This window comes from uncultured Megasphaera sp. (assembly GCF_900539295.1).
Classification (GTDB): Bacteria; Bacillota; Negativicutes; order Veillonellales; family Megasphaeraceae; genus Megasphaera.
The window spans coordinates 1-12,606 of sequence record NZ_UQBH01000040.1; the positions used below are offsets into that span (position 1 = coordinate 1).

General features: G+C 49.2%; 8 protein-coding genes and 1 pseudogene. All 9 read left to right on the top strand.

Annotation, left to right across the window (positions count from 1 at the left end):
* Window positions 1-164: 164 nt before the first annotated feature.
* The 9 genes and pseudogenes from QZQ46_RS10200 to gyrA all read left to right on the top strand — a co-directional run bounded on the left by QZQ46_RS10200 (window position 165) and on the right by gyrA (window position 12,465).
* Window positions 165-1,349 carry a M20 family metallopeptidase gene (locus tag QZQ46_RS10200; RefSeq protein WP_296829610.1) on the top strand — a complete coding sequence of 395 codons (1,185 nt, stop codon included), beginning with the start codon at window positions 165-167 and terminating at the stop codon, window positions 1,347-1,349.
* A 301-nt stretch (window positions 1,350-1,650) separates the two neighbouring features.
* On the top strand, window positions 1,651-2,058 hold the full coding sequence (locus QZQ46_RS10205) for an Rrf2 family transcriptional regulator (RefSeq protein ID WP_044502840.1): 408 nt from the start codon (window positions 1,651-1,653) through the stop codon (window positions 2,056-2,058).
* A 31-nt stretch (window positions 2,059-2,089) separates the two neighbouring features.
* Window positions 2,090-3,229, top strand: a pseudogene (locus QZQ46_RS10210) (acyl-CoA dehydrogenase); the annotation flags it as partial.
* An 81-nt stretch (window positions 3,230-3,310) separates the two neighbouring features.
* A complete protein-coding gene (locus QZQ46_RS10610) occupies window positions 3,311-4,006 on the top strand; it encodes an FAD-binding protein (protein WP_366135206.1) in 696 nt (231 codons plus the stop codon).
* 24 nt (window positions 4,007-4,030) lie between these two features.
* Window positions 4,031-5,257: an FprA family A-type flavoprotein gene (locus tag QZQ46_RS10220; RefSeq protein WP_296815281.1), complete on the top strand. Its 1,227-nt coding sequence runs from the start codon at window positions 4,031-4,033 to the stop codon at window positions 5,255-5,257.
* A gap of 172 nt (window positions 5,258-5,429) precedes the next feature.
* Window positions 5,430-7,496 carry an elongation factor G gene (gene fusA / locus QZQ46_RS10225; RefSeq protein ID WP_287771472.1) on the top strand — a complete coding sequence of 689 codons (2,067 nt, stop codon included), beginning with the start codon at window positions 5,430-5,432 and terminating at the stop codon, window positions 7,494-7,496.
* 472 nt (window positions 7,497-7,968) lie between these two features.
* A complete protein-coding gene (locus QZQ46_RS10230; protein WP_296829615.1) occupies window positions 7,969-8,247 on the top strand; it encodes a DUF4160 domain-containing protein in 279 nt (92 codons plus the stop codon).
* A 208-nt stretch (window positions 8,248-8,455) separates the two neighbouring features.
* Window positions 8,456-9,799, top strand: a complete 1,344-nt coding sequence (locus QZQ46_RS10235; RefSeq protein WP_296829618.1) for an acetyl-CoA hydrolase/transferase family protein — start codon at window positions 8,456-8,458, stop codon at window positions 9,797-9,799.
* Window positions 9,800-9,999: 200 nt separating this feature from the next.
* On the top strand, window positions 10,000-12,465 hold the full coding sequence (gene gyrA, locus QZQ46_RS10240) for a DNA gyrase subunit A (protein WP_296829661.1): 2,466 nt from the start codon (window positions 10,000-10,002) through the stop codon (window positions 12,463-12,465).
* Window positions 12,466-12,606: the final 141 nt, after the last annotated feature.

Below are 12,606 nucleotides of genomic sequence, written 5' to 3' on the forward strand. Positions count from 1 at the left end.
TCTAAATTTCAGATTGAATTATCTCGAGTGTCCTAATTGGTATTGCAATTAACCCATATTATTCTTTACTGAATAAAATGAAAGAAACCATTGTATTATTATAAAAATAGTGGTATTATTAACCATATTTTATAAATAATAATTCATAAATAGGGGGATTTATGATGATGGATAAGAGGGGTATAAAACAGTTAATAAACGAAGTTACACCGGATATTTTGGCCATGCGGCATCATATTCATGAAAATCCAGAACTATCCGGAGAAGAATTGCATACGGCGGCCTTTATGGCGGAAAAACTTCGCTCATTCGGCGTAGAAGTTACGGAGCATGTCGCCGGTACGACGGCCGTTTTGGGCTATCTAAAAGGGGGAAAGCCCGGACCGGTCATCGCTTTGCGGGCCGATATGGACGCCCTGCCGATGACGGAAGAAACGGGACTGCCCTTTGCTTCGAAGTTTCCCGGCAAGATGCATGCCTGCGGGCATGACGGGCACATGAGCATTCTCCTCGGAGCCGCCGAGGTGCTGAGTCGGATCAAGGACGACCTTTCGGGGACGGTCGTCTTTATTTGCCAGCCGTCTGAAGAAAAATCGCCCGTCGGGGGTGCTAAGGGCTTGATTGCGTCGGGGGCTCTCAACGGTATCGATGCCGTCTACGGCCTCCACGTCTGGCCGACCTTGCCCAGCGGTACGGTCGGCGTCCTGCCGGGGCCGATGATGGCTGCATCGGATCATATCCGCATCGTCATGAAGGGAAAGACCAGTCACGCCGCCATGCCTCATAAGGGCGTCGATGCCATCGTTGCGGCAGCCCAGTTTCTGACGGCAGCTCAGACGATCATCAGCCGCCGTGTCAATCCGCTCTACCCGGCGGTCTTGACTTTTGGCAAGATCACCGGCGGTACGCGGTACAACGTCGTCGCCGATACGGTAGAAATTGAAGGGACGTGTCGGACTTATCATGAAGAAGCGCAAGATGCTGTCGAAACGTATCTTCAGGATACGTTGAAGGGCATGGACGCCATGTACGGGACGGAAAGCACCCTTTATTACGAACGGGGCTATGCAGCTGTCCGCAATACGCCGGCTCAGGCTGACTTTATTGCCGGCGTCGTCCGTCAGTGCCTGGGCGACGAAGGCTTGGCGGATGTTCAGGAACCGGCCATGACGGCTGAAGACTTTTCGGGGTATTTGCAGCACTTTGACGGCGGCTTCTTTTGGCTCGGTGCGACGCCCCAGGGGCAGACCGTCTATCCCCTGCACAATACGCACTTTGCCGTCGACGAAAAATGCCTTCCTATCGGCGTCGAAATCATGGTATCATTAGTACTTGCAAAAACGGCATAAAATATAACGTAAAGGTCTCCTATGACTATTGGTCACAGGAGATCTCTTTTTTTGCATAATTCTTTTCTTTTTTAGAAAGAATTATTTTTTTACCTTTCAGGGGAAAGGGGATGGCTATAGCGTCACTAAGAAATAATAATAATGGTTATCAGTGATAAAGTTTCAATCTTTTAAGAATACTCATAGATACAGGCTACATCTTAATTTTTTAGCATACCTACAACTCTTGACTTTTTTTGTCCAAAAAAATATGATAGAGGCAAGAATTACAAATACTAATTACGAATACGGAGTGCTTTTTATGTTTATGAATCGGCAAACGGATTATGCGTTGCGGATGTTGCGTGCCTTGACGGACGAAAAACAGCATAGTGTGCGTTCGCTGGCCGAAGATGAACAGGTTCCGCAAGCATTTACTTACAAGATCCTAAAAAAACTATCGCAAGCTGGGCTTGTTAAGCTTTCCAGAGGACCGGGAGGTGGTTGCCACTTAGTCGAAGATTTAAAGAACGTCAGCCTCTATGACCTGATTACGATTATGGAGGGGGATGCCCATGTAACGGCATGCATGCAGGGTTCGTATGATTGTGAATGGCGCAGGACTCACGGGATTTGCAAAATCCACTTGAACTTGTGCGTCGTCCAAGAAGAAATCAATCAAAAGCTGCGTGCAAAAAGCCTGTGGGAAATCATAGGAAAGAATAGTTAATCAAGTTGTATCCATAAAGGAGGAGTATGATATGCTGTTTCAAACAACTGCCGAACATGAAGCCTTACGAAAAGAGATCCGCAAATTTGCGGAAGCGGAAGTAAAACCGATTGCCTTTTCGCTGGACCAGAACAATGAATTTCCGGATGAAATCGTAAAGGCTATGGGCAAACATGGCTGGATGGGTCTCCCGTATCCGAAGGAATACGGCGGCGCAGGCCTCGATGTCACGAGCTATGCCATTGCTGTTGAAGAATTCTCCCGCGTTGACGGCGGTGTCGGCGTTATCCTGTCGGCTCACACCTCGCTGGGCACGTATCCGATTGCAGCCTTCGGGAATGAAGAACAGAAGAAAAAATACTTGGTTCCTTTAGCAAAAGGGGAAAAACTGGGCGCCTTCGGTCTGACTGAAGAAAACGCAGGTTCCGATGCCGGCGGTACGGAAACGACGGCTGTCGATAAAGGTGACTACTACCTGCTCAACGGCGGTAAGATCTTCATCACCAATGCTCCGAAAGCAGATATTTACGTCGTCTTTGCAGTTACGACTCCGGATATCGGCACCAAAGGCATTTCGGCCTTCATCGTAGAAAAAGGCTGGGAAGGCTTCAGCTTCGGCGACCATTACGATAAATTAGGTATTCGCTCGTCTTCGACGGCAGAATTGATTTTCAATGACGTCAAAGTTCCGAAGGAAAACCTGCTCGGCAAAGAAGGCCAGGGCTTCAAGATCGCTATGGCAACCCTCGACGGCGGCCGTATCGGTATCGGTGCTCAGGCACTGGGTATCGCCCAGGGCGCTTATGAAAGCGCACTCGACTATGCCAAAGAACGTATTCAGTTCGGTCAGCCGATCGGTATTCACCAGGGCATTTCCTTTAAACTGGCTGATATGGCAACGAAGCTTCGTGCATCCCGTTACCTGATTTACTCGGCAGCTGAATTAAAAGAAAAACACGAACCGTACAGCATGGAAGCTGCTATGGCTAAGATGTACGCTTCTGACTCGGCTATCGAAATCACCAACGAAGCTCTTCAGATCTTCGGCGGCTCCGGCTTCTTGAAAGGCATGGACGTCGAACGGGCTTACCGTGATGCGAAGATCACGACGATCTACGAAGGCACTAATGAAATTCAGCGCGTCGTCATTGCTGCTCACCTGTTGGGCAAAATCGGCAAAGCTGACGGCGGTGCCGGCCGCAGCTCGGCTCCGAAGAAAGCCGCTCCGGTTACGGGGATCCGTAAGAACCAGTTGTTTCGCGACGGAAGCGCAAAAGACAAAGTCAAAGCCCTCGCAGACGCCCTCAGACATGACGGATATGACTTCTCCGTCGGTATTGCAGCAGATACGCCTATTGTTGAGGCAGAACGTGTTGTCTCAGCTGGCAAGGGCATTGGGAAAAAAGAAAACATGAAGCTTATCGAAGATTTGGCAAAAGCTGCCGGGGCTGCTATCGGTTCGTCCCGTCCGGTTGCTGAAACCCTTCGCTATGTACCGCTCAATCGCTATGTCGGCATGTCCGGCCAGAAATTCACGGGCAACTTATACATTGCCTGCGGTATTTCCGGTGCGAAACAGCATTTGAAAGGCATCAAAGATGCATCTACAATTGTAGCTATCAATAAAAACGGCAACGCTCCGATCTTTAAAAACTGCGACTACGGTATCGTCGGCGACGTTCAGGAAATCCTGCCGCTCTTAGCACAGGAACTCGGCCTGGAAGATAAAAAGCCGGCTCCGCCGATGGTTAAGATGAAACGCCCGGTCGTTCCTAAACCGGAACCGATTGGCCCGAAATATGTCTGCAACGGCTGCGGCTATGTCTATATTCCTGAATTAGGTGATGAAGACGCTGATATTGCACCGGGAACCTTGTTCAAGGACCTGCCTGATGATTGGGTTTGCCCGGAATGCGCTGAAGAAAAGAGTCATTTTATTCAAGAATAGTGCGGCGAAAGGAGTCGATAAATTATGTATTGCGTACGCAAAGTAACGAAAGATGTTTCTTGGGTCGGTGCTAATGACCATAGATTACATTTGTTTGAAAATATTCACCCCATTCCCTTGGGCGTTTCTTATAATGCTTACCTCTTGCTCGACGAAAAGACGGTATTGTTTGACACGGTTGACTGGGCTGTTTGCCGTCAGTTCTTAGAAAACGTAGAACACGTCCTCGGCGGCCGCGACCTCGATTACATGGTCATCAACCACATGGAACCGGACCACTGCGCCAGCATGGAAGAAATTGTTCTCCGCTATCCGAATGTTAAAATCATCAGCACGGAAAAATCCTTCATGCTCATGCGTCAGTTCGGCTTTAAAATCGACAACCAGGAATTGATCGAAGTCAAAGAAGGCGACACGACGACCTTCGGTAAACATACCGTAACCTATGTAGAAGCTCCGATGGTCCACTGGCCGGAAGCTATGGTTACCCTCGACCTCACCGACGGCATCCTCTTCTCGGCTGACGCCTTCGGTTCCTTCATCGCCCTCGACGGCAAATTGTTTGCCGATGAAGTCAACTTCGATCGCGATTGGCTCGATGAAGCTCGCCGTTATTACACCAACATCGTCGGCAAATACGGCCCGCACGTACAGCACCTCTTGGGCAAAGCTGCGACGGTCTTGGATAAAATCAAAGTAATTTGCCCGCTCCACGGCCCGGTCTGGAGAAAAGACTTCGGTTATCTGCTCGACAAATACCAGCGCTGGAGCACGTATACACCGGAAGAAAAAGGCGTCCTCATTGCCTACTCTTCGATGTACGGCAATACGGAAGCAGCTGCACAGAACCTGGCTTCGAGACTTTGTGAAAAGGGCGTTACCAATATCCGTATCTGCGACGTCTCTTCGACTCACGTTTCGGAATTGATTTCCCAGTCCTTCAAGCTCTCTCACCTGGTACTGGCTTCGGTAACGTATAACCTGGGCATCTATCCGGTCATGCTGGACTTCCTCGAACACATGAAGGCTCTCCACGTACAGAATCGTACCATTGCCCTGATCGAAAACGGCTCTTGGGCTGTAAAATCCGGCGATTTGATGCAGGAATTCATCGACGAAAATCTTTCGAACATGACGATCCTCAACGAACGCCTGTCCCTGGCTTCGGCCATGCATGACGACAAAGCTGTAGAACTGGAACACTTAGCCGACGCTTTGGTCGAAAGCATTAACAACACGGAAGTAAAATAATCATACTCTTTCTCTTCCCTAAGATTGGACTCGGATTCTATTCCGGGTCCAATTTTTTTATGTTTTTAGAATTTGCATAATAATTTTTAAAAAAATGCAAGAGAAAAAAGGAATCTGCCTGCCTTACAGCGAATATATAATAGTAACTGATTCCATAGGAGGCGATTGTTTTATGAAAGAATACACAAGTGATAAAATTCGCAACGTTGCTGTACTTTCGCACGATGGCGCCGGTAAAACGGCGGTTGTTGAATCGTTACTGCTGGCCTGCGGCGCCGTCGATGCCGTTGGCGTCGGTAAAGACAACAAGCATATTATGGATTATGAACCGGAAGAAATTAAGCGTAACGTAACGATTCAGCTCAGTATTGCTCCTTGCGAATGGGAAGGCTATAAACTGAATTTCCTCGATACGCCGGGGTATTCTGAATTTTGTGGTGAAGTTCGCGCTGCCCTGCGTGCCAGTGACGGCATTCTGTTGGTCGTATCGGCAGAATCGGGCGTTGAAATGGATACGGAACGGGCTTGGGACTACGGTCTCGAATTGAAACTGCCGCGCATGGTCTATGTCAACAAGATGGACGTGGAACACGCCGACTTCTTTGGCTGCTTGGAAAAATTGCGTTCCGTATTCGGAAAATCCATCATGCCCCTTCAGATTCCTATCGGTGAAGGCAAAGATTTCCGCGGAATTATCGACGTCTGCAAAATGGTCGCCTGGGAATGGAATAACGGACAATGCACGGAAATTAAAGTTCCGCCGGAATACATGGCGAAAGCTCGTGAAGTGCGCGAAATGTGCATGGAAGCCGCTGCTGAAGGTGACGACGAACTGTTGGAAAAATACCTCAACGGCGATGAACTCACCATCGAAGAACTCCGCAAGGGCCTTTATCAAGGGATGCTGACAGGCCGCGTCTGCCCGCTGATGTGCGGCAGTGCTATCCACCATATCGGTACGGCAGAACTCCTGCGCCGTATTATTACGTACATGCCCGATGCTTCGCAGAAGGTCATGATGGGGACCGATAAGAAGACGGAAGAACCGGTCATGGTATATCCCAATAAACCCTTTACGGCTTTCGTATTTAAGACCGTCGTTGACCCCTTTGCCGGAAAGCTAAGTTATGTCCGCATTTTCTCGGGCGAACTCAAAGAAGGCGACCGGCTCTATAACGTAACCCAGGGCGAAGACGAAAAGATGGGTAAAGTCCTGACCTTGGTCGGGAAGGAACCGATTCCCGTTCCCGTAGCCATTGCCGGCGATATCGTCGTCTTGCCGAAACTGGCTCATGCCCGGACCGGCGATACTTTTGCATCTCCTGATTTCCAAGTGACTTATGATCCCATTCGTTTCCCCAATCCGCTCCATACGGTAGCCCTCGTTCCGGAAAAGAAGGGCGAAGAAGAAAAATTGATGAACGCCCTCTTGCGTATCAGTGAAGAAGATCCGACGTGCACCATCGATAAGAGCGTAGAAGGAAAACAGCTCATCGTCCGCTGCATGGGCGACGTCCACCTCGATCACATCCTCATCAAGATTGAACGGAAATACGGTGTGAAAGCGAAACAGGAAGAACTGTACATTCCTTATCGGGAAACGATTAAGGAAAAGGCGACGGCCGAAGGCAAACATAAGAAACAGAGCGGCGGTCACGGACAGTTCGGTCACGTCTTCCTCGATATCGAACCGTTGACGACGGGTGAACCCTTTGAATTCGTCGATAAGATTTTTGGCGGCGCCGTACCGAGACAGTACATTCCGGCCGTTGAAAAAGGCGTTCGTGAAACCTTGGAAAAAGGCCTCATTGCCGGCTTCCCCATGATTAACGTCAAGGTCACCTTGACTGACGGATCGTACCACCCTGTCGACTCTTCGGAAATGGCCTTCAAGGTCGCTGCCGGCCAGGCTTTAAAGAAAGCAGTACCGGAAGCTAAACCGATTCTCCTCGAACCGATTTACAACGTCGACGTCGTCATCCCTGAAGATTACATGGGCGATGTCATGGGCGACTTCAGCAGCCGACGCGGCCGTATCCTCGGCATGGAACACCATCGCAACCGCAAGGGTATCATCGTCGTAAAGGCACAGGTTCCCTTGGCTGAAATGCGGGATTACGTAACGGTTCTGCGCTCCATGACCCAGGGTAAGGGTACCTTTAATATGGAATTCTATGCCTATGAAGAAGTACCGAAAAAAATCATGGATGAAATCATTGAAAAGAGACAGGCTGAATAGAACGGATGCTTGTCTGGCTATATGGTAAAAGGGGCACTGCCGGAAGAAATTCTTTTGGGCAGTGCCTTTTTTCTACTCAATCGCTATAGGCACGGTGACTTATGAATGTTCCTGCACTTGAACATATCATTATGTGGGAGATGGCATGTTCGTAAGTTGATTCTAATGAGGCCGGGTGTGATATAATAAAAACAAACATTAATATCAGGGAGAAACGCTTATGATGTACCCTTACATGACTTTGGCGGACGATACTGAAATTACGCATTCGCCAATCCAGGGAGACGGAACCGTAAAAGTGTATATTGAAACACCGTGTAATAGAGGCTTTAATCATGCAACTTGCATCCTGCCCACTATAAATGGCAGGATATTCAAGGATATTCAGAGTCTGATATCAAGGAATGGGACGCTTTCGTTCACGATAATTCGCATTTAATTATGCAGTTAGCGGCTGAAGGAGGCTTTCATAATGTCACCGTTATTTAGAATCGGTCCTTATGTGATTTATTTTTGGTCGAATGGAAACTACCCTATTGAACCTATACATGTTCATATTGCAGAGGGAACTCCTTCCAAAAATGCGACAAAAATTTGGATTACGAGTAAAGGTGGGGCTCTATTGTGTAATAATAATTCTAGGATTCCGAAATCGGCTTTGAATTTTTTATTAAGAAGTATTGAAGCAAATCACAAGTTAATCGTAAAAAGGTGGATAGAACATTTTGAAGAAATCACTTTTTACTGCTAATAATAGGTTCGCATATTGAGGACCTATTTTTTTGTTTGTGCAAATTCTGTCTCCGCGGCAGTATCTGGAATAACTATGCGTAATTAGCATGTGATACTTTACTATAACGCTTGTAACGGCTGGCGGTGCGGCGTATAATATGACTATAAGTAAACGTAAAACGTCATACTATGCAATTGGTATAGATACTATGGAAAGGGTGATTTATATGTCTCAATGGACAGACATGTACAAACAAAAATTGATGACCGCTGAAGAGGCTGTCAAAGTCGTACAATCGGGCGACTGGGTGGATTATGGCATGGGAACGACCCAGCCGGTTCTCCTTGACCAGGCCTTGGCAGCCCGGCGGGACGAACTGCAGGATGTAAAAGTCCGCATGTGTCTTTCCGTCGCTCCGCGTCAAATCATTGAACAGGATCCGGACCGCAAAGCCTTTACGGCCATGAACTGGCATATGGGCGGCTATGACCGGAAAAAATGCGCTCTCGGCCAGATGAACTTCATCCCCATGTGCTACCGCAATAAGCCGTCTATGTACCGCGACCTCCTCGATGTCGACGTGGCTCTCATCACGGTCGGCCCCATGGATAAACACGGTTTCTTCAACTTCGGCCTGGCCGTATCGGCAACGGAAGCAATTACCCAAAAAGCTAAGAAAGTCATCGTAGAAGTCAACGAAGCTATGCCTCGCGTTCTCGGCGGCCGCGGCGAATGCATCCATATCAGCGATATCGACGGCATCGTCGAATACGGCAATCATCCTTTGGCAACGATTCCCTTTGCAACGGGTGACGACATCGACGCTACTATTGCAAAAATGATTGTTGAACAGGTTCCTAACGGAGCGACCCTGCAGCTGGGTATCGGCAGCCTGCCGAATACGATCGGCGCTCTCCTGTCCGAATCGGATCTGAAGGATTTGGGGGTTCACACGGAAATGCTCGTCGACGCCTTCTATCTGATGTATAAGAACGGTCAGCTGACCAACCGCCGCAAGGCTTTTTGCCCCAATAAGGTGAGCTGGTCTTTTGCCCTCGGCACGCAGGACCTCTATGACTGGATGGATGACAATCCGTACTTGGCAGCTTACCCGGTCGACGTCATCAACGACCCCTTCGTCATCGCCCAGATGGATAACTTTATTTCTATCAACAACTGTATCGAAGTCGACCTCTTCGGCCAGATTTCTTCCGAATCATCGGGGACGCAGCAGATCAGCGGCAGCGGCGGCCAGCTTGACTTCACCGACGGTGCTTATCGGTCACCGGGCGGAAAGAGCATCATCGCCCTGCGCTCGACCTTCCACAATAAGAAGACCGGCCGCGATGAATCTCGTATCCTGCCGACCTTGGCTCCGGGTACGACCGTTACCGACCCGCGGTCCCAGATCAACTTTGTCGTTACCGAATACGGCATGGTCAACCTCATGGGCGCCTCGACGTGGGAACGGGCAGAACGCCTGATCAGCATCGCTCATCCTGACTTCCGGGAAGATCTCATCAAAGAAGCGGAAAAAATGAAAATCTGGCGCTACAGCAATAAAAAATAAACTCTTTAAAATTACAGGCCGTCCCTTTGGGCGGCCTTTTGTAATGGCGAATATTAGGGTTAGACTATTAAAAATGATGAAACTTTGCTATAATATAATGGTATGCGCCCATTTTGACGGGCAGTATAGCAAAACAGATTCGGACTGCAGGACCCTTTTCGGCCGGCAGTTATTTTCAGTTTGTATATGAGGTGAAATTTGTGGACGAACAACAAGTAGATAAGATTGTGCCGGTTTGTCTGGAAAGTGAAATGCAGACGTCGTACATCGACTATGCTATGAGTGTTATCATCACTCGTGCCCTGCCGGATGTGCGTGACGGGCTGAAGCCGGTTCACCGGCGGATTCTCTACGCCATGCATGAAGCGGGCATGACGCCGAACAAACCGTATAAGAAATCGGCCCGTATTGTCGGTGAAGTTTTAGGTAAGTATCACCCCCACGGGGACAGCTCCGTCTATGATGCGACCGTCCGCTTGGCCCAGGATTTTTCGACTCGCTATCCCCTTGTCGACGGTCACGGCAACTTCGGTTCTGTTGACGGTGACTCGGCGGCAGCTATGCGTTATACCGAAGTGCGTATGGCTAAGATTACGGGAGAAATGCTGGAAGATATCGACAAGGAAACGGTCGATTTCATGCCCAACTATGACGGCTCTATGCAGGAACCGACGGTCCTGCCGTCGAAGATTCCGAACCTCTTAGTAAACGGCTCGGCGGGGATTGCTGTCGGCATGGCGACCAACATTCCGCCCCATAATTTAAGCGAAGTCGTCGACGGCTGTGTTCAGCTTATCGACAATCCTGATTCCAGCCTGGAAGAAATCATGACCAAGGTAAAAGGGCCTGATTTCCCGACCGGAGCTAAAATCATGGGCCGTGAAGGCATCTTAAAAGCCTATTCGACGGGGCGCGGCAGCGTCAAGATGCGTTCCTGCGCTTCTATCGAACCGATGAATAAGGGTAAGAACCGTATCGTCGTCACGGAAATTCCCTACCAGGTCAATAAGGCTCGGGTCATTGAATCCATTGCCGACTTGTCACGCAATAAGGAAATCGACGGCATCACGGCTCTTCGCGATGAATCGGACCGCAAAGGGATGCGCATCGTCATCGAGCTCCGCGCCGATGTTAACCCGGATATCGTCCTGAATAAGCTGTACAAGCACACTCAGCTCCAGGAAACCTTCGGGGTCATCATGCTGGCTCTCGTCGACGGCCATCCGCGGGTTTTGACGCTGAAACAGATTCTGACCTACTATTTGGATCATCAGAAAAATGTCATCACGCGTCGCTGCCGGTTTGAACTCGATAAGGCCCTGGCCCGCGCTCACATCTTAGAAGGTCTGCTCATCGCCCTCGACCACATTGACGAAGTCATCAAGACCATTCGTGAATCGGCAACGGATGAAGTGGCGAAGACATCCCTCATGGCCAAGTTCGGCCTTAGCGAAAAACAGGCAGTCGCTATCCTCGACATGCGTCTGCGCCGCCTGACCGGACTCGAACGTGAAAAAATCGAAGAAGAATATAAGGAATTGGAAGAACGCATTGCCTACCTGCGCAGCGTTTTGGCCGATGAACATAAAGTTATGGAAATCGTCAAGACGGAACTCCTCGATGCGAAGAAGAAGTTTGGTGACAAACGGCGTACGGAAATCGTAGCCGATTCGTCTGAATTTGCCATCGAAGACATGATTCCCAACGAACGCATGGTCCTGACCCTTACCCGTCGGGGATACATGAAGCGCATCAACGCTAATGTATACCATACGCAGAATAAGGGCGGCCGCGGTATCAAGGGCATGGGAACCAAAGATGAAGATGCTGTAAACCACCTGCTCTATACTTCGGCGTGGAATACGGTCTTGTTCTTCACCAACTTTGGCCGCGTCTATCGTCTGAAGTCTTATGAAATTCCGGAAGCCAACAGCCGTAATTCTAAGGGCATTGCTGCCATCAACATCCTGCCCTTGTCGAACGGGGAAAAGGTCAACGCCCTCATCGACCTCGACCAGGTTGATCCGTCGATGAACCTCTTTATGGTAACGGAAAAGGGCTTGGTCAAAAAGACGGTCCTTCATGAATTTAAGAATGTCCGCCGTAACGGCCTCATCGCTATCTCCCTCATGGAAGGGGACCATTTGGCTAAGGTGCGCCTGACCAACGGCGACCAGACCATTATTTTGGCAACGAAATTGGGGATGGCCATCTGCTTTAATGAAAATGATGTCCGTCCTATGGGCCGTAATACGCGCGGTGTCCGCGGTATTACCCTGGCTGAAGGGGATATGGTCATCGGAGCCGACGTCCTGGCTGAAGACTGCCAGGTCCTGACGGTCAGTGAAGAAGGCTTTGGCAAGCGCAATAACGTCGATGCCTATAAAGTCCAGCTTCGCGGCGGCAAGGGGATCAAGAACTTCAAGATTACCCCGAAAACCGGCGACATCGTCGGTGTCGAAGTCGTCCATGAAGGACAGGAACTGATGCTCATTACGTCCAACGGCATCGTCATTCGTACGGATATTGAAAGCATTGGCATCAAGAAAGGACGCAACACGTCCGGTGTCAAGATTCAGAAACTGGAAGGCGACGATAAAGTCGCTGCTCTCGATACGATTGCTATCGAGGGAACGGATGAAGACGATGAAGAACAAGAACAGTAAAAGCTGTTTAAAGACTAGTTGAAAAGAGTCATAGGAAGGCCGCCTTTCAAGGCGGCCTTTTTTATATAGAATATTTCTATATATATTCTTGACAATTCCTTTACACGGGAGTATACTGAATAAGCTGTCAGGGGGAAGCCC